Here is an 18,179-nt window from a genome sequence, read left to right as displayed (position 1 = left end):
ATTATATTATTGTAATAATCTAATTATGGCTATCAAAGTTGCTATTTCTCATAAGACCCGATATAAATTTGACCGGAGCGTTTCATTGACGCCCCATATTTTCAGATTACGCCCTGCACCTCATTCCCGTACGGCCATTGAAGGGTATTCGTTCAAGATCTTCCCTGAAAACCATTTTATCAACTGGCAGCAGGATCCGTTTGGGAACTACCAGGCCAGGGTGGTATTTCCTGAAAAAACAACGGAATTACGGGTGGATGTAGAAGTAATAGCAAAAATGCAGGTGATCAATCCGTTCGATTTTTTTGTCGAGGATTATGCCGATATGATTCCGTTTCAATATGATTCGCTGCTCCGCAAGGAATTAGGGCCCTATCTGGAACCACGTGAAGCCGGTCCGAAGCTTTTGGAGTGGATTGCTCAGAACAGAATAGACAGCGGCATTAAGACGGTGGATTACCTGGTACATCTCAATCAAAAGTTATATCAGAGTTTAAAATATAATATCCGGATGGAAGCCGGCGTGCAGACCTGCGAAGATACGCTTACGTCATTAAGCGGTTCCTGCAGAGACTCGGGCTGGCTTTTGGTGCAGATACTGCGTCATCTGGGCATTGCGGCACGTTTTGTTTCGGGATACCTGGTACAGCTTACTTCAGATATCAAGTCGCTGGACGGCCCGTCGGGCCCGGAGGAGGATTTTACCGACCTTCATGCATGGGCTGAAGCCTATGTACCCGGTGCGGGATGGATTGGCCTGGATCCGACATCCGGACTTTTCGCCAGTGAAGGGCATATCCCTCTTTCGTGTACACCCGATTACGCCAGTGCAGCTCCAGTGACGGGTGCAACTGATGTGTGCGAGGTAACATTTGAATTTGAAAACAAGGTTTTCCGTATCCATGAAGATCCCCGGGTTACCAAACCTTACACAGAGGAGCAATGGGCTGCGGTCATGGAAGTAGGAAACGCGGTTGAGAGGGACTTGCAGGAAGGTGACGTGCGGCTGACGATGGGCGGTGAGCCTACCTTTATTTCTATTGATGACTACGAGTCAGCAGAATGGAACACGGCAGCCGACGGCCCTTTGAAACGGCAGCTTGCCTATGACCTGGCGCTCAGGCTTAAAAATCGCTTCGCTTTTGGCGGACTGCTGCATTTCGGGCAGGGGAAATGGTATCCCGGCGAGCCTTTTCCAAGATGGCAGTATGCTCTTTACTGGAGAAAGGACGGGCAGCCGATCTGGAAGAATGATGCGCTGGTAACCAAGGAAGACGAAACCAAAGCTACCTTCAGAGATGCGGAGTTGTTTGCAACCGAACTGACCAAGTATCTGGGTATAGACACCAATAATATTACGCCAGCCTATGAAGACCCGGTTTACTGGGCCATGGAGGAAGGGAAAGTACCTGTGAATGTTGATCCTCTGAAGGTAAATCTGAAGGATTCTATTGAGCGCAGGACACTTGCGAGGTTACTGGAAAAAGGGCTTAATAATCCGGCCGGATATGTACTGCCGCTTAAATGGGATTATGGTATTAATTCCTGGGTGAGTTGCGAGTGGCAATTCAGGAGGAACAATTGTTTTCTGATACCCGGGAATTCGGCTCTTGGTTTCAGGTTGCCTCTGAAGTCACTTCCTGAGGTAGCAAAAGACAAACGGGAACAACCCATAGAAAGAAGTCCTTTTGAGGATCTTCCGCCGCTGACGGATTATTTTCCCATTGTAGAACAGAGATACGGAACCGTAGCACCCGCATATAAGCCGGTGTTTATTCAACCGGTTGAAGAAGATGATCGGGATGAGAAAAAGCCAACAAAGCAAACAGAGCCGGAAGATAACTTACTTTTTGAAGTACCCATTATCAAAACTGCCCTGAGTGTTGAGGAACGTGACGGGATCATTTATGTTTTTTTACCACCCACGGAATACCTAGAACATTATCTTGATCTGATCTCATCGGTTGAAGCCACAGCCGAAAAACTTCAGCTCCCTGTACGTATTGAAGGGTATCCGTTGCCCTCAGACAGCCGTATTCAAAAGTTGGTGGTGACGCCGGACCCCGGAGTGATCGAAGTAAATATTCATCCTTCGAAAACCTGGCAGGAATTAGTTGACAATATCAGCGCGTTGTACGAGGAGGCATTTTTCTCAAGACTAGGGACTGATAAGTTTATGGTGGACGGACGGCACACCGGAACCGGCGGAGGTAACCACGTAACAATAGGAGGAAGCAAGCCAGCAGACAGTCCTATCCTGCGCCGTCCTGACCTGCTGAGGAGCCTGCTAACCTACTGGCAGCATCATCCGGCGCTGAGTTATCTTTTTGCAGGGCCGTTTATAGGGCCCACCAGCCAGGCTCCTCGTATTGATGAAGGACGTGACGAGCGGTTGTACGAAGTGGAACTGGCGTTTGAACAGATTCCCGATGATAAAGAGGTTCCTTTCTGGATGGTGGACAGGATATTCAGAAACCTTTTGGTGGATATCACAGGAAATACCCACCGTTCGGAGTTCTGTATGGATAAACTCTATTCTCCGGATTCATCTACCGGGCAACTGGGTATTCTGGAGTTTCGGGCATTTGATATGCCCCCACACAAACACATGAACCTTGTTCAGACACTTTTGGTGAGGGCACTGATCGCCAAGTTCTGGAAACAGCCTTACAAGCATAAACTGATCCGGTGGGGTACCGAATTGCACGACAGATTCCTTTTGCCGCATTTCGCATACCTGGATATGGTGGACGTTGTAAATGATCTGAAGGAAGCAGGATATCATTTTGACATTTCCTGGTTTGATCCGTTTTTTGAATTCCGTTTTCCTTATTACGGTGGTATTAAGGTGGATAATATCCAGCTCGACATCCGTCTTGGAATAGAGCCCTGGCATGTGCTGGGAGAGGAACTTTCCAACGCTGGTACGGCCCGTTTTGTAGATTCGTCGCTGGAAAGAGTACAGGTTAAGGTAAGCGGATTTGTGGAAGGAAGGCATATTCTGGTGTGTAATGGATGCCGGGTACCGCTAAGGAGCTCAGGCATCAAAGGAGAGTTTGTGGCAGGTATCCGTTATAAAGCTTGGAACCCGCCCTCTGCCCTTCATCCGACGATCGGGGCTGATGCTCCTTTGGTTTTTGATATTGTAGATACGTGGAATAACCGTATCTTGGGAGGCTGTACTTATTTTGTTTCTCATCCGGGCGGGCGTAGTTTTGATACTTATCCGGTCAATAGTTACGAGGCAGAGTCGCGTAGAATCAGCCTGTTCCAGGGTTTTGGGCATACCCCTTCCGCAAGGCAGGAAGTGCCGATCGTGGAAGGTTCATCCAAAGGAGTTTCCCGTTTTGTGGCTGAAACCAAAAAGGATATGAAAAGCGATACTCCTATTGAACTTATTAACCCTGAGTATCCGAATACACTTGACCTGAGGAAATTCTGGAAGGCAAAATAAGACAATATGAACCTGATCAGACCAGCAGGTCCTGAGGATGCTGCTGGTAACCCTGCTAACCTCTATGAATTTTTATGCTTACCGAGGCCCCTGTGAATCTGTTACAATCTTATAAAGGCGCTCTTGACTCGTATGACGAAGTACTGGATGTGGACGGCGGCGTAAAACCCCATTGGGAAGCGCTGTTCTCCACCCTTGAGAAACTGGGAATGCAGGAGCTTAAAGTCCGTAACCAGGAAATCATCAGCAAGCTCAGGGAAAACGGTGTTACCTATAATGTTTACGAAAGTCCGGATGGCCTTAACCGACCCTGGCAACTGGATCCCATTCCCTTTCTGATCGAGCAGAAAGAGTGGAATCACATAGCAAAGGGTCTGCAGCAGCGGGCATTACTGATGGACCTGATCCTGAAAGATATTTACGGACCCAGAAATCTGGTGAAAGATGCCATCATTCCAGCGGAACTGGTTTACAGTAATATCGGGTTTTTAAGGCCCTGCAATGATATTCACCAACCGGGAAAAAACCAGTTGATCATGTATGCCGCCGATATGGCCAGAGGCCCCGACGGACAGATGTGGGTGGTGGACAACCGGACCCAGGCCCCCTCCGGGTCGGGATATACACTGGAAAACCGTCTGGTGATGAGCAAGCTGTTACCCGAGCTGGCCGATGGTATGTATGTCAACAAGTTGTCGCCGTTTTTTAACAGTCTGCAGCATACGGTTTTAAATCTTTCGGATAAAACCAAGGAAGCGCCCAATATTGTTTATCTGACGCCTGGGCCAAACAATGAAGCTTATTTTGAACACGCTTATCTGGCGTCCTACCTGGGGTATACCCTGGCACAGGGAGATGATCTGCTGGTAAGGAACGGGTGCGTGTGGCTCAAATCCATTGACGGCCTGCAGAAAGTAGATGTGATTATCCGGCGGGTAGATGACGAGTGGTGTGATCCGCTTGAACTCCGGGAAGATTCGCGGCTGGGAGTTCCCGGGCTTTTGCAGGCGATGCGCCTGGGTAATGTAAAGGTGCTGAATCCGCCAGGTACAAGCGTGCTGGAAAATCACGCTTTTCTTGCCTTTATGAACAACATCTGTAAGTATTTTCTGAGGGAAGAACTGATCATGCCTTCCGTGGCTACCTGGTGGTGCGGGCATGAAAAGGAGAGGGGCTTTGTACTTGATAATATTGATAAGCTGATTATAAAAAAAGCCAATAGAAAATCACGCTTCCGGTCCATCTATGGCCGGTTGTTGAGCCAGAACGACAAAGAACAGCTTAAGAAACAAATTAAACTGGCGCCTCAGGACTATATTGCGCAGGAAGAAGTAAGCCTTTCTACTACACCTTCACTGATAGACGGAAACATTGTTCCCCGGTATGCAGCCTTAAGGGCATTTCTGGTAACCGACGGGGACGGGTACCGGGTGATGCAGGGCGGCCTTACAAGAAGTTCTCCTGTGAAAGACAGGTTTGTGATATCCAATCAGCATGGGGGGCTATCAAAAGATACCTGGATTGTTTCCGACAAAACGGCACAGGAACATGAAAAGATCGTACTTACTCAGCCCTCTTCAGTTAACAAGCACATCAGTTTACCGAGCCGGAGTGCTGAAAATCTTTTTTGGGTAGGGCGGTATTGTGAGCGTACAATGAGTGTGATTAAGTTCATGAATATCGTCATAAATGTGCTGAACCTCGACCGGAACTTTGGCGGGTCTTCCAAACAGGAGCACATTAAAATACTGCTGCAGGGACTGACGCATCTTTCGGCAACCTATCCCGGATTTATTGAAGAGGAGGAAAAAAAATGGGGGAACCCCTATCCCGAGATTATAGATATTGTGGCCAATCCCTTACGTCTGGGGTCGGTAGCGTCCAATATTACTTCTTTTCTGCACGCGGTGGGAGCAGTCCGTAACCAGTGGGATATAGAGATATGGCGGATTGTTGACCTGATTGAACACGGGTTATACGAAGCAAAAAATGCTTCGCATATGAACAGCAGTAATATTCAGAAAACACTGGATACCCTGTACAACGGGATGGTAACTTTTCTGGGTGTGATCACTGAGACCATGCCGAGGGATAAGAGTTTTTTGCTTTTGGATACCGGTAAGTTAATTGAGCGGATTCTTTCCAGGATTAGCGTAATTCAATCCTGTTTTGGAGAAAAAAATGAGGAGAATGTAGAGAATGAGCTAATCGAAGCAGTTTTACTAAACCATCATTTGCTGGTTAATTACCGTCAGATCTATAAATCTCAGCTTACGATTGAGGCTATGCTGGATATGGTTTTGCTTGAAAAAACGCTGCCCTATTCGCTGGTTTATATGCTGGATGAATTATCTTCCAATCTTGCAAAATTACCGTCTACCACACACAATGAAAGGTTAAACGATGCTGAAAAATCGGTTCTTGAGGCATCTATGCTGATCAAACTTGCAGATATAACCAGCCTCAGCAGCTGGAACGGCGAGGGAGAGCGCGCAGCATTATTTGAAACGATGTCAAAAGTAGGTGCGCTGATATCCTCGGTTTCCGTTAGTCTTACGAGCCTGTATTTCAGCCATACGGTGATGCAGCATTCGTTTTTAAAACCGGTTGAAAATGATGAAATATAAGCTTGTCCATAAAACCGAATATAAGTACCTGGACACGGTAACCAGTTATCAGAGCTTGTTATGCCTCGCTCCGAGGACTTTGTCCAGGCAGATTTGCCAGGAGTTTAAACTGGAAATTACACCGGCACCGGCAGAAATTATTGAACGGGTTGATTTTTATGGTAATACCACGCATTACTTTTCGCTGCATACACCTCATAAACAACTTTCTGTGGTGGCAACGAGCCTTGTGGAGTGCATTACCGATACCGTGGGTACTCCGCTGATTCCCTCTGATATCTCCTGTGCCGAAGCCAGAAAGGCTTTTGTGCAGGATCGTTCTTTAAAGATATCATTGCTGGAATTTATGATCCCCAGTCCGATGGTCAGATGGGATGAACAGATCCGGAATTTTGCGAGTGATTGTTTTCAGGACGATAAGCCGCTGTATGATAGTGTGCGGGGTTTATGTCATAAAATTTTTACCGAATTCGACTTTGTGCCTGACTTCACGACCATTCATACGCCTATCAAGGATGTGCTCGCGGCGAAAAAAGGTGTTTGCCAGGATTTTTCCCACCTGGCCATAGCCTGTATCCGAAGTTTTGGTTTTGCGGCAAAATATGTCAGCGGATATCTGGAAACGCTTCCCCCGCCCAATCGGCCAAAGCTGCAGGGCTCAGACGCTTCCCACGCCTGGATATCCGTTTTCATTCCCGATTACGGGTGGTGCGATTTTGATCCTACAAATGATATGGTACCCCGTGAAAGACATATAACCACGGCATGGGGGCGAGATTATAGCGATGTGCCCCCGCTGAAGGGCATTATTTTTAGTGCCGGAAAACAAGCTCTGTCGGTCGAAGTGGATGTAATCCCTTCAGAATAGTACCCGAAGGGATATATCTCTTTCACTTTTAGCAGAATGCTTGTTTGAAAGATTTGAGAATTGGGCATGTTTCTCTAATTTTACCACATCGTTTTTGAAACAGTTTACAAAATCTAACAGGAAATACCCAAAATGATCGGAACCTGTGTAAGGATTGGTCCTTTGATTTTCCTGGAATTAAATAATCAATAAATTACGGATGAAAGAAATAGCATTTAGAGATGCCATTCGCGACGCCATGTCGGAAGAGATGCGCTTGGATAAAAGTATATTCCTGATGGGCGAGGAAGTTGCGGAATATAATGGTGCCTATAAAGCCAGTCAGGGAATGCTGGACGAGTTTGGACCGGAACGTGTGATTGATACACCGATAGCCGAGCTGGGCTTTGCTGGTATTGCAGTAGGAGCAGCAGGTAACGGGCTCAGGCCGATCGTTGAGTTCATGACTTTTAATTTCTCGCTTGTTGCTATTGACCAGATCATAAACAGTGCTGCCAAAATTCTTTCCATGTCTGCGGGGCAGTATGGTTGTCCGATCGTATTCCGCGGACCGACCGGTAATGCTGGACAGCTGGGTGCGCAGCACTCTCAGAACTTCGAAAACTGGTTTGCCAATACACCGGGATTGAAAGTTGTGGTTCCTTCCAATCCTTACGATGCCAAAGGACTTTTGAAATCATCCATCCGCGACAATAACCCGGTTATTTTCATGGAATCAGAGGTGATGTATGGAGATAAAATGCAGGTGCCTGAGGAGGAATATCTGATACCGCTAGGAAAAGCGGATATCAAGCGGGCCGGAAAAGATGTTACCATCGTTTCGTTTGGAAAGATGATTCCCCGTGTTGTGATGCCAGCTGTTTTGCAACTGGAAAAAGAAGGTATTGACGTGGAAGTTGTGGATTTAAGAACGGTACGTCCTATTGATTATGCTGCCGTTGTTGAATCGGTGAAGAAAACCAACCGTTGTGTGGTAGTAGAGGAAGCATGGCCGCTGGCATCCATATCAACGGAAATTACCTACCACATCCAACGGCATGCATTTGATTACATGGATGCACCGGTGATCAGGGTAACCAATCGGGATGTACCGCTTCCATACGCGCCCACATTGATAGAGGAAATTTTGCCGAGTGCAAAACGTGTTGTAGATGCAGTAAAAACTGTTCTCTACAAATAATACAGAATTATTAAAGCCGTAAAAGAAAACGTTTTTTACGGCTTTAATGTTTAAATATAGTTTTGGATCAGGTTACAGACCATTTCCTGCTGATGTTGCTGGCTTACAGGAAGCATTATTCAATCTGATAGTTCAGAAAAAGAAGATTACGAGTATTTTTGTTTTACCCTACGCACCTGATTGAGATTATTAAATCAAGAAAGATTATGCAAGAAGAACGAACCCGGTATTCTGAAGAAGAATTAAAAGAATTTGAGGAATTGATTCGTGGCAAGCTGGAAAATACATTAAGCGAGCTGAACTACATCAAAACCGGATTGAGTAAGAAAAACGATACAGGCACGGATATCACGGCTGGATCGGCCAAGCTGGTTGAAGATGGTGCAGATGCGAGTGAACGTGAAAACCTGAGCCAGCTCGCAGCCCGGCTTCAGAAATATTCCATCCAGCTGGAAAATGCTTTAGTTAGGATAAAAAATGGTACCTACGGCGTATGCATTGATACAGGGAAGCTCATACCCAAAGAAAGGCTACGCATTGTACCACACACGCAACAGACAATAGAGGCGAAGCTTAGAAGGGCAAGCTAATCATTAAGCTGTTTTTATATAGCTCGGAGGACAGGTAACCATAGGGATACCCGTCCTTTTTTGTTAACTATCTTCTTGAGTACCTAATACTTCCCGAAAAACCTCCATAAGCCCTTCAGAAGGGAGCTGCCCCTTATTCCTTGTTTTGAAATATTCCAGAAACAGTTTGTCGATGCTCAGGGTGAGGTCCGCTTGTGAGGTTGTTTCCTCCACATTTACCTTTTGAATCTGGGGTATGATCTGAACAATACCCGGGTGGGCATCGGTAAGCCTTTTTTTATCGGAAGCTTCCAGATAATTTTCGGAAACGATAGTAAGCTCCATCAGGTCATGCGGGTGTTGCAGCAGCCAATCTATTGCCTGATCGATATTTTCAAATTTTCCCCGTCGGAGTTTCTTCCCACTTTTGAGTTCAACAGGGCGATAGTTTACCAGCCTACCGGCTTCTGCTTCAATCAGAACCACATACTTAGTTTGGTTAGCTTCAGAAAAACTGTACGCCAGCGGGCTACTGGAATATACAACCGGCGGGCTCTTGTCTACACGATGGTAACGGTGTAAATGCCCAAGGGCTACATAATGTACCGATGCGGGGAAATTTTCGGTATAGATGGCCTGTGCGCCGCCAACATGCAGGATAGGGCGTTCTTCGTCGGGTTCTTCTTCGGGATGGGGGTCATCCTTTTTCATGACATACAAGTGTGTCACCAGCAGATTAAAACCAAGGTCATCCAGATACGCATCACTCAGTTCTTTCCAGTGCTCCTGCAGGTGATTACGAAGGATATCCTCAGAATCATCCACTCCCAGAAATGTCTTAAGGCGCTGTTCGTTGGCATAGGGAGTGTGGATAACACGCAGCGGAAAATCGCAATGGGGGAGGTTTATTTCGATAAAACCTTTTGCTGTGCGAATGAGGTCAACCTTTCCCTGGGTGCAAAATTTTGGGACCTCGGAGTTGGGGAATCCAACGAATATGATACCGCAAACCCGTGCAAGTGCATCCGGAACATTGATTCTTTCGGGTGAATCATGGTTGCCGGCTATAGCAATTACCGCACGGCTCCCATCAGCAGATAACCGGTGCAAGGTACTGTATAATAATTCGGTTGCCTCGGACGATGGATTGAAATTATCGAAAAGATCTCCGGCAATTACCACGGCATCCACCTTTTCTGTTTCTGCAACCTCACAGATTTCATCCAGCACCAGCCGCTGTTCATCCAGTCGTGTAAAAGTATCGAGCCTTTTGCCGATGTGCCAGTCGGCGGTATGTAGGATTTTCATCTTGAGGTATTAATTTAGCGAAAATAACATTTTGGACTTAGAGATTTGAAAAATACAAAAGGAAGATTCCTGCCTGTCGGTATTCGAGCCAGCATAGGAGTGCTCGCTGCGGGGTTGTGCTGTGTGTTGTCGAGTTGGCTTTTCATTTCCTGTGTTGAGAGCAGTGAGCATCCGGGTGACGCCGGGATTGCTATTTCATTTGATGATCATTTCCTTGACGAGTGGTACGCTTTAAGACCTTTATTCAAAAAATATAATGCCAGAGTAACATTTTTCATAACCTGCAAAGATACGCTGACTGCGGGTGAAATTGCCATGTTAAGAGCGTTTCAGAATGATGGGCACGAGATCGGATTTCATGGTACTGTCCATGCCAAATCTACGGAACTGATCCAGGCCGGAGGTCCGGCCGGGTATGCAGAAACCGAGCTGTTCCCTGGTCTGAAAAATATGTCTTTGGCGGGCTTTCACCCTACTTCCTACGCTCATCCGGGCGGGAATCATAATGACCAGGTGGATTCCGTACTTTTTGCAAACGGATTCAGGATTTTGAGGGATGTGGCCGCCTCCAGGCGGAGTTTACGGGGAATACCCATCTATACCATGGCACCCAGGATCATGAACTGGATTTATTACAAATTTGATAAAAAGAGGTCGGTTGATGCGCTCGTGATCGATTCAGATTCGGGACTGACGGAAGACGAAATAAAGGATGCCATTCAGAAGGCTAAAAGCACAGGTACGGCCCTCATGCTTTTCGGGCATGAACCATTGTATGCCCCACCGGTTAACGGGGAATATGGCTTTGATGTAACTTTTCTGGAAGTAATTCTCAAAGAAGCCAACCGTCAGAATCTGAGATTTTATCAGATGTCGGAGCTGGTCAGTTTATGATACTTATCTGCCAAAACGTTTGTCTTTGAATGCCAGAAGCGGTTTTTCCAGGTACAAGTAGGACACGGAAGCCACCGCTATAGAGCCGGCCAGTGTAAGAACGTATACCAAAATCTGATAAATAGGCCCTTGTAAAAGAGGGAAATAGTTTCTGAATATGTTGAGCAGCAGTACAATTACCACCACGTGGTAAACATACAAGCCATAGGATATTTTACCCAGGTAACTGATCACCGGATTTTCCAGGCTGATAATGGATTTCGGATTACAGGAAAGATTCAGGACAAAAAATCCGAAGAATAAGGAATACACCTCAAGAAAGCCGTTAAAGTGGACGCCCGACAAAAACAGAAGCAGTAAAACGCCGTAGGTCGCGATCTGGATATCTTTCCTGAAAATGAAAGAAAGAACCTTTTCTTTGTCCTTAAAAACCAGCCAGGCGCAGAAGCCTCCCAGAGCCATTGTTTGTATCCTGAACTGCCCAATGAACGTGGCTATGATTTTCAGATTTTCCTCACGGCTGGGAGCGTTCAAAAAGTGCAATCCAAGGAAGAGCATAACAATCGTTAGCGTAACAAAGAGAAGGAAAATGGGAATTCTCTTTTTGGTGTATTTAATCAGCCAGGGCCATAAATAATAGAACTGTTCTTCCACACCGATTGACCATGTCTGTGCGCACCAATAGGGCAGATCGTATAAAACAAAGGCGTAATTGGGTAATACGATCATCAATAGAAACAGTCTTTCGGTATAATGATCCGTAATATTTTTCTCTATCTCAGGAAATGACAACAGTCCGATATGCGGAAAAACGAACAGAGAAAGCAGTACAATTAAAAAGTAAATAGGCCATATCCGGAAGACTCTCCGCAGGTAAAATTTCTTGATATCAATATTTCCATACCTTTCTTTTTCTGATAAGAGCAAAAAGGAAATCAGAAAGCCGCTCAAAACGAAAAACAAGCCTACCCCTAACCGTCCCGCATGCTGGATGATGGGTACCTCATAAACATTGGGAAGGTGAAGTGCTTCCTTGGCCTGCTCCAGGTGGTGAAATACAACAAGAAGTGCCGCAATGCAGCGGATTCCGTTAAGATTTGGGAAGTAGCGTTTTGTCAATGGATGGAGTGAATTATTTTAACGATGAATAGGAGAGGTCTTTTTTCAGGGTATGCTTGTGAAAATTCTCATTTAATCGAACCAGGCCATCCATTTCCCTTGTGCTTTCATCACCTGTTCGATCAGGTCACGAACCGCGCCGTGGCCTCCTGTTTTCGGGGATATATAATCGGCCAGGGCGAGTATCTCGTCTGCGGAGTCGGCCGGGCAGGCACCCATGACACCGGTACGCATTACTTCATAATCGGGAAGATCGTCACCCATAAATACGATCTCATCCTCATTCAGATTCTTTTCAGCAATGTATTTTTTATAAACCGGTAATTTTCCGTCGGGTGAAGTTCCGATAAAAATATCCGAAACCCCCAGGTACTCCAGTCTTTTTCGTACACCAACCTGGTTTTGTGCCGAAATAATGGCAACACCATAACCCATTCGAATGGCGCGGTTGATACCGTAACCATCACGGACATTAAAAATCCTGGGTTGTTCTCCGCTTTCCAGTGCAATGACGCTGCCGTCGGTCATCACGCCGTCAATATCGAAAATGAATGTTTTAATGCGCTTGAATCTTTCGGTAGTGCTCAAATCCATAGAAACCCGGTTATCTGTTATGCAAATATAACCGAACTTTTTACGCAGAGAGGGGGGCGAATCATTATTTTACGTTGTGGCGGGCAACTATTTTTTCTGTAAGAAGGTCGTAGATTTCAGCCCAACTGGTATTTATTTCTTCGAGATATTCCAGATGCCGGGTGGTAATATCCCAATCTCCCCGCCGCGCAGGACCGGTTTGCCCGGGAGCAGGGTCATCTGCCTGCAGTGCCTTTTCGATTGTGGCCTGAATGAGCGGTTTTAATAAATCAAAGTCAAGACCTTCCCTGGTTACAAGGTCATGGGATATGCTCAGCAAATGATTGGTGAAATTACTTGCAAATACTGCACCCACATGAAGTACAAAGCGTTGGTAGGAATTCAGCTTGTGGACGTTGGAGCTGATTGTCCGGGCAAGGTTCACCAGTGTTGTCTCCACCTCTGCATTTCTTGACTCGATGCAAAACGGCAGATCCTGGTAATCCAGCGGGACGTTCCTGGAGAAGGTTTGTAAAGGATAGAAAATCCCGGCATGGACATTTACGTCACTGTAAATATCAAGCAGGTTCTGCAGGTCTGCCAGCGACTTGGTTCCGGAAGTATTAGCCACAATCACATTCTCGGGTAAGACAATTTGCTCCATCACGCTGGGAAGTGCATCATCAGAAACGGCAATGACGATCAGTTCCGCTTCACTTTCCGAAAAATTGAGGCTCGTCAGCACGTCAGTATCATAGAGAATACCAGCCAAGGCGCGGGCATTGTTAATGTCACGGCTGTAAACCTCACATATCCAGTGCCCTGCTTCTTCAAACGCCTGTGTAAGATGCCAGGCAACGTTGCCCGAGCCAACAAATGAGATTTTCATGACAGAATGGGAAATATCTGGCCTAAGTTAAGCTGTCCTGTCTGTTCTCACAAATCAATTTACAAGGGGAGCCGTTTGTTCGGGCGAGGTGATACCTGCGGGGAGTTCAAGGATACGGATATTCCTGAAATGAATCTCAGCTCCTTCTGCTTCCAGGCATATATATCCCTTTTTTCTTTCTGCGGCGCGGAGTCCGTTCACAAATTTCCCGTTCACTGATAATTTCACCACGCCATCCACGCACACCACTACATACTTGTTCCATTCACCTTTGCCCTTGCAGCGTTTTTCCAGAGATTTACTCCGGGGGCCTCTTGGATTGTCCGGAATGGCGGTCATGCCCATGGTCGGGAACAATTCGCCGTGTACATAGGCGTCTGTCACATTGTGCTGAGTGGCATATTCCAGTTCCAGCATCTGTACCTCGATTGCCTTGGTGAGCGGGTCGTCTTTAAACTGAGTACCTTCACTCCATACAAAAACGCCCGAATTGCCTCCAGCTTCCATGTGCTTCCATTCAATTTCAAGGATAAAGTTTTCGTACTGCCTGTCGGTACGCATCACACCAATGGGCTTTCCGGAGCAGACCAGCGTTTTGTTTTTTACTTTCCAGGTATCTTCAGCCGTGTTGACATTGACCCAGCCTTCCAGATTTTTACCATTAAATAGCGGCTTGAACTGTAAGGGATCAAATGCCTGCGCATCTGCATGGAACGGGAGGTGGATCAGCAGACCCAGGACCAGGCTAGTTAAAATATGTTCAGGTTTTAACATAAATCGGAGAATAATTGTGGAAGAACTTTCAATTGTTAAAAGGTTGAAACGAGGAATAAATACTATTTCCTGGTGCAGGTATCTGGTGGTAAGGCGTCTCTGAGAGGGTTATTTGTCCTGAATTTTTCAAACATACTTGTAATTCAATTTGTTAAACCCTATATTTGCACTCCATTTTGCGATGGGACTGCCTTATCGCAGTGTAATTTATTGAAAATCAATTATAAATCTTTTTGTTAATCGTGGATACGTTAAGCTACAAAACCATCTCGGCGAACAAAAACACAGTAAACAAGGAGTGGGTTGTTGTGGATGCTAAAGATGCAGTTCTTGGTCGTCTGGCCAGTGAAGTTGCAAAAATCATCAGAGGCAAGCACAAAACCAGTTACACTCCTCACGTTGATTGTGGTGATAACGTTATTGTTATCAACGCCGATAAAATTAAGTTGACAGGGAAAAAGATGACAGACAAAGTTTATGTCCGTCACACTGGATACCCGGGAGGTCAACGTTTTCAGACTCCCCGTGAGTTGCTCGAAAAACACCCGGAACGTGTGATCGAGAAAGCCGTAAAAGGTATGCTTCCTAAAAACCGTTTAGGACGCCGTTTGTACACAAATCTGTTTGTTTATGCTGCTGCAGAACATCCTCACAGCGCTCAGCAACCAAAAGAAATCCAGTTGTAATTCATGGAAGTTATCAACACAATAGGTAGAAGAAAAACAGCTGTGGCGCGCATTTACCTTACGCCCGGCAAAGGAGAAATCAAGGTGAATGGCCGTGATTTCAAGGAATATTTTCCTTTTGAAGTGCATCAGATCGTTCTTCAGCAACCTTTTTCAACGGTTAGCGGTGGCAATGGTTATGATATCAAGGTAAATGTAAGAGGCGGCGGCGTGACCGGACAGGCAGAGGCTATCCGTATGGCTGTATCCCGTGCTTTGGTTGAATACAACGGCGAATTCCGCGGTGCATTGAAAAAAGAAGGATTCCTGACCCGTGACCCACGTATGGTTGAACGTAAGAAATACGGTCGCCGTAAAGCACGCAGGAGATTCCAGTTCTCTAAACGTTAATATTTTTAGTTCTAGGTTTACAGTATTCAGTACGCAGTCGTTCTGTAAGCTGTTTACTAAAAACTTAAAACTAAAGAAAAAGTCCAGACAGTACTTATCGTGCCCGATGTGCTGTGCTGCGTAATTAAAATTATTAAAATCTTTTAAATCAAATTTGGCAATGGCACAAATAGAGTATAAAGAACTATTGGATGCAGGTGTTCATTTTGGCCACCTTACCCGCAAGTGGGATCCACGTATGGCTCCGTATATCTTTATGGAGAAAAACGGGATCCACATCATTGACCTGAACAAAACACTGAACTGCATCGAGCAGGCTGAGGCTGCTATCAAGCAGATCGTTCGTTCAGGACGTAAGATCATGTTTGTTGCTACCAAAAAGCAAGCGCAGGAAATCGTAACGGAAGAGGCTAAACGCCTAAAAATGCCTTACGTAACGGACCGCTGGCTGGGTGGTATGCTAACGAACTTCGGCACTATTCGCAAGTCTTTGAAGAAAATGCAGACTCTTGAAAAGATGCTAAAAGACGAAACCACGGTTAACAATATAGCGAAGAGAGAACGCCTGATGCTTACACGTGAGAAGGATAAACTGGAAAGAGTGTTGGGTGGTGTAGCTGACCTGACCCGCCTTCCTGCTGCCCTTTTCATCGTTGATGTAAAACGCGAGCATATTGCAGTTTCAGAAGCAAAAAGGTTGAACATCCCCATTTTTGCGATCTGTGACACGAACTCAAACCCTGAGCTGGTTGACTTCCCGATCCCAAGCAATGATGATGCTTACAAAGCGATATCACTCATTACGCTTGCTGTTGGAAAAGCAATCGAAGAAGGTTTGATGGAACGCAAACAAGATAAGGACGATCAGCGTCTGGTAGAGGAAGAAGAAGCCAAACGTCAGGCAGACAAAGGCGAGGAGGCAGCAACCGCTACTCCTGTTGCAGAAAGCGACGCAGAATAAATCAGGGCGATAAAGAGAGGATTTATCCTTTCTGTCTGAACAGATAAAAGTAGCCCATAGCCTCTTGCTATGGGCTATTGTTTTTTGATTATTATTTTTAGTCAAATTTCACAAATGGATAACACCTGATTTGGAAAAGTGGGTGTTATCTATTCTTAAAAAGAGTATAAAACCATATAAATAAGATCATGGCAATTACTGCACAAGATGTAAATAAACTGCGCCAGATGACCGGTGCCGGTATGATGGATTGTAAAAAAGCACTTCAGGAGGCTGATGGTGATTTTGATAAGGCTGTTGACATTCTTCGTAAGCAAGGACAAAAAGTAGCGGCAAAACGTGCTGACAACGCAGTTTCTGAAGGCACTGTTCTGGTAAGCATCAGTGAAGATGGAACCAATGGAAAACTGGTTGCACTGGCTTGTGAAACTGAGCCTGTTTCCAATGTGGAAGGTTTCAAAAGCCTTGCCCAGAGTATACTTGACGTGGCCGTTTCAGGAAATATTGCAGATAAAGAGGCTTTGCTATCCGCTACGCTGGAAGATGGCCGCCCGGTGACCGAGCATATCGTAGATCTTACAGGTAAGCTGGGAGAAAAACTGGAAATCGTTGCGTACGAAAACGTATCCGCTGACCAGGTAGTATCCTACATTCACTCCAATGGTAAATTAGGCGTACTGGTTGCTTTTGCAGGTGTAAACGGAACCGATGTTACCGAGCTTGGAAAAGATGTAGCCATGCAGATTGCCGCCATGAAACCTATCGCTCTTGACAAGGACGAGGTGGACTCGGCAACTGTTGAGCGTGAGATTGAAGTTGGAAAAGAGCAGGCAAGAGCCGAAGGAAAACCGGAAGCCATGCTGGAAAAAATTGCTCAGGGTAAACTTCAGAAATTCTATAAAGATAACACTTTGCTAAACCAGGAGTTTGTAAAGGATTCGTCGCTTACCATACGTCAGCTGCTTGAGAAAACTGCGAAAGGGCTCACCGTTAAATCTTTCAAAAGGGTAGCCATCGGAGCATAGATAAATATTTTAATTATAAAATATTACTCCTTACGCCTGGTATACGCTTGTATACCAGGCGTTGTTTTTTAATATTTACATGTAATAAAGGTATTTTACAACAAATTCTACAAATAAAATAGTTACTTTTTTCAACGAAAATGGTCAAAACTGCGATCAACGATTTTACCAAAAGCTTCTCGGACGAAGAACTCGTTAAACTTTTTGTAGAAACTCAACAGAACAAGTATTTTGAACGGCTATACGAGAGGTATTCCGATAAGGTTTATCATAAATGTATATCGTTTGTAAAGGATACGGCCAAAGCTGAGGACCTTACACATGATATATTTCTTAAGCTGATTTTCAAACTGGGGACTTTCAAGGAAGATGCCAAGTTCTCCACCTGGTTATACAGTATTACCTATAACCATTGTATGGACCAGCTAAGAGCCAACAAAAAGAGAGGAGAGGTAATGAACGATGAGCCTATTGAAGTGTCCGATGACATAGATCTTAATACGATTTTTGACGGAGACGATGTGCAGGCGAAAAATTTGAAAATAGCACTGGATCAGCTGACGGTTGATGAAAAAGGGGTTTTGTTCATGAAGTATATGGATGACCTCAGCATCCGGGATATAGCCGATATTTTCAAAATTACCGAAAGCGCTGTCAAAATGAGGTTATTGCGTTCACGCGAGAAATTGCGCAAGAAGTACCTCGAAACTATAATATTTTTAGGCGTTTTGGCAATTAAAATGATTGAATTGGTTCGTAGTATAATTTAATATCAAAAATACATGCCCACAGGAAACTCAGTTTTTAAAGAGTTGGAGCCGGAGGAGAAACTTCCGGAATATTTGAAAGCGGCACTTGTTTC

General features: G+C 45.4%; 16 protein-coding genes. 11 read left to right on the top strand and 5 right to left on the bottom strand.

All coding sequences use genetic code 11. The annotated features are described in order from the left end of the window. The first annotated feature begins 25 nt into the window (after positions 1 to 25). The 5 genes from KOE27_RS20980 to KOE27_RS20960 all read left to right on the top strand — a co-directional run bounded on the left by KOE27_RS20980 (position 26) and on the right by KOE27_RS20960 (position 8,719). A complete protein-coding gene (locus KOE27_RS20980) occupies positions 26 to 3,454 on the top strand; it encodes a transglutaminase family protein (protein WP_215240746.1) in 3,429 nt (1,142 codons plus the stop codon). Positions 3,455 to 3,528: 74 nt separating this feature from the next. Continuing rightward, complete coding sequence (locus KOE27_RS20975) at positions 3,529 to 6,081, top strand: circularly permuted type 2 ATP-grasp protein (protein ID WP_215240745.1); 2,553 nt, start codon at positions 3,529 to 3,531, stop codon at positions 6,079 to 6,081. Then, entirely contained in the window at positions 6,068 to 6,949 is an 882-nt protein-coding gene (locus KOE27_RS20970; RefSeq protein ID WP_229252860.1) for a transglutaminase family protein, read from the top strand. Before KOE27_RS20975 ends, KOE27_RS20970 begins: the two co-directional genes overlap by 14 nt. Positions 6,950 to 7,148: 199 nt before the next feature. Next, positions 7,149 to 8,129 (top strand): pyruvate dehydrogenase complex E1 component subunit beta, encoded by a 981-nt coding sequence (locus tag KOE27_RS20965; protein ID WP_215240744.1) that lies wholly within the window; start codon positions 7,149 to 7,151, stop codon positions 8,127 to 8,129. Between the two features lie 203 nt (positions 8,130 to 8,332). Continuing rightward, entirely contained in the window at positions 8,333 to 8,719 is a 387-nt protein-coding gene (locus KOE27_RS20960) for a TraR/DksA family transcriptional regulator (RefSeq protein WP_215241707.1), read from the top strand. Between the two features lie 63 nt (positions 8,720 to 8,782). Here KOE27_RS20960 and KOE27_RS20955 read toward each other — a convergent pair whose 3' ends face one another. After that, on the bottom strand, positions 8,783 to 10,006 hold the full coding sequence (locus KOE27_RS20955) for a metallophosphoesterase family protein (RefSeq protein ID WP_215240743.1): 1,224 nt from the start codon (positions 10,004 to 10,006) through the stop codon (positions 8,783 to 8,785). Positions 10,007 to 10,051: 45 nt separating this feature from the next. Between KOE27_RS20955 and KOE27_RS20950 the strand changes: the two genes are divergently transcribed. Then, positions 10,052 to 10,900, top strand: coding sequence for a polysaccharide deacetylase family protein (locus KOE27_RS20950; protein ID WP_229252859.1), 849 nt, complete (start codon positions 10,052 to 10,054; stop codon positions 10,898 to 10,900). Positions 10,901 to 10,903: 3 nt separating this feature from the next. On the opposite strand, the gene KOE27_RS20945 is transcribed toward KOE27_RS20950, so the two are convergent. The 4 genes from KOE27_RS20945 to KOE27_RS20930 all read right to left on the bottom strand — a co-directional run bounded on the left by KOE27_RS20945 (position 10,904) and on the right by KOE27_RS20930 (position 14,255). After that, positions 10,904 to 12,019, bottom strand: a complete 1,116-nt coding sequence (locus tag KOE27_RS20945; protein WP_215240742.1) for an acyltransferase family protein — start codon at positions 12,017 to 12,019, stop codon at positions 10,904 to 10,906. Positions 12,020 to 12,091: 72 nt separating this feature from the next. After that, entirely contained in the window at positions 12,092 to 12,613 is a 522-nt protein-coding gene (locus KOE27_RS20940) for a KdsC family phosphatase (protein WP_215240741.1), read from the bottom strand. Positions 12,614 to 12,677: 64 nt separating this feature from the next. Then, positions 12,678 to 13,496 (bottom strand): Rossmann-like and DUF2520 domain-containing protein, encoded by an 819-nt coding sequence (locus tag KOE27_RS20935; protein WP_255573955.1) that lies wholly within the window; start codon positions 13,494 to 13,496, stop codon positions 12,678 to 12,680. 39 nt (positions 13,497 to 13,535) lie between these two features. After that, the gene (locus KOE27_RS20930; RefSeq protein WP_215240739.1) at positions 13,536 to 14,255 is read right to left on the bottom strand and encodes a 3-keto-disaccharide hydrolase; all 720 of its coding nucleotides are present in this window, start codon (positions 14,253 to 14,255) and stop codon (positions 13,536 to 13,538) included. Between the two features lie 242 nt (positions 14,256 to 14,497). On the opposite strand from KOE27_RS20930, the gene rplM reads away from it, so the two are divergent. The 5 genes from rplM to KOE27_RS20905 all read left to right on the top strand — a co-directional run bounded on the left by rplM (position 14,498) and on the right by KOE27_RS20905 (position 18,087). Beyond that, the gene (gene rplM, locus KOE27_RS20925; protein ID WP_215240738.1) at positions 14,498 to 14,941 is read left to right on the top strand and encodes a 50S ribosomal protein L13; all 444 of its coding nucleotides are present in this window, start codon (positions 14,498 to 14,500) and stop codon (positions 14,939 to 14,941) included. Between the two features lie 3 nt (positions 14,942 to 14,944). Further along, positions 14,945 to 15,331 (top strand): 30S ribosomal protein S9, encoded by a 387-nt coding sequence (rpsI, locus tag KOE27_RS20920; RefSeq protein WP_215240737.1) that lies wholly within the window; start codon positions 14,945 to 14,947, stop codon positions 15,329 to 15,331. Between the two features lie 160 nt (positions 15,332 to 15,491). Beyond that, positions 15,492 to 16,292, top strand: coding sequence for a 30S ribosomal protein S2 (gene rpsB, locus KOE27_RS20915; RefSeq protein ID WP_215240736.1), 801 nt, complete (start codon positions 15,492 to 15,494; stop codon positions 16,290 to 16,292). Positions 16,293 to 16,480: 188 nt separating this feature from the next. Then, on the top strand, positions 16,481 to 17,317 hold the full coding sequence (gene tsf / locus KOE27_RS20910) for a translation elongation factor Ts (protein WP_215240735.1): 837 nt from the start codon (positions 16,481 to 16,483) through the stop codon (positions 17,315 to 17,317). 140 nt (positions 17,318 to 17,457) lie between these two features. Further along, a complete protein-coding gene (locus tag KOE27_RS20905) occupies positions 17,458 to 18,087 on the top strand; it encodes an RNA polymerase sigma factor (protein WP_215240734.1) in 630 nt (209 codons plus the stop codon). Positions 18,088 to 18,179 lie beyond the last annotated feature (92 nt).

It is taken from the genome of Dyadobacter sp. CECT 9275 (assembly GCF_907164905.1).
Lineage (GTDB): Bacteria > Bacteroidota > Bacteroidia > Cytophagales > Spirosomataceae > Dyadobacter > Dyadobacter helix.
This window is presented reverse-complemented; position numbering and strand designations above follow the sequence as displayed.

What these genes read in the sequence shown, in the direction of transcription:
- KOE27_RS20980 (WP_215240746.1), top strand. Translation starts at nt 26, where the DNA reads ATGGCTATCAAAGTTGCTATTTCTCATAAGACCCGATATAAATTTGAC.
- KOE27_RS20975 (WP_215240745.1), top strand. Translation starts at nt 3,529, where the DNA reads ATGCTTACCGAGGCCCCTGTGAATCTGTTACAATCTTATAAAGGCGCT.
- KOE27_RS20970 (WP_229252860.1), top strand. Translation starts at nt 6,068, where the DNA reads ATGATGAAATATAAGCTTGTCCATAAAACCGAATATAAGTACCTGGAC.
- KOE27_RS20965 (WP_215240744.1), top strand. Translation starts at nt 7,149, where the DNA reads ATGAAAGAAATAGCATTTAGAGATGCCATTCGCGACGCCATGTCGGAA.
- KOE27_RS20955 (WP_215240743.1), bottom strand. Translation starts at nt 10,006, where the DNA reads ATGAAAATCCTACATACCGCCGACTGGCACATCGGCAAAAGGCTCGAT.
- KOE27_RS20940 (WP_215240741.1), bottom strand. Translation starts at nt 12,613, where the DNA reads ATGGATTTGAGCACTACCGAAAGATTCAAGCGCATTAAAACATTCATT.
- KOE27_RS20930 (WP_215240739.1), bottom strand. Translation starts at nt 14,255, where the DNA reads ATGTTAAAACCTGAACATATTTTAACTAGCCTGGTCCTGGGTCTGCTG.
- rpsI (WP_215240737.1), top strand. Translation starts at nt 14,945, where the DNA reads ATGGAAGTTATCAACACAATAGGTAGAAGAAAAACAGCTGTGGCGCGC.
- rpsB (WP_215240736.1), top strand. Translation starts at nt 15,492, where the DNA reads ATGGCACAAATAGAGTATAAAGAACTATTGGATGCAGGTGTTCATTTT.
- tsf (WP_215240735.1), top strand. Translation starts at nt 16,481, where the DNA reads ATGGCAATTACTGCACAAGATGTAAATAAACTGCGCCAGATGACCGGT.
- KOE27_RS20905 (WP_215240734.1), top strand. Translation starts at nt 17,458, where the DNA reads ATGGTCAAAACTGCGATCAACGATTTTACCAAAAGCTTCTCGGACGAA.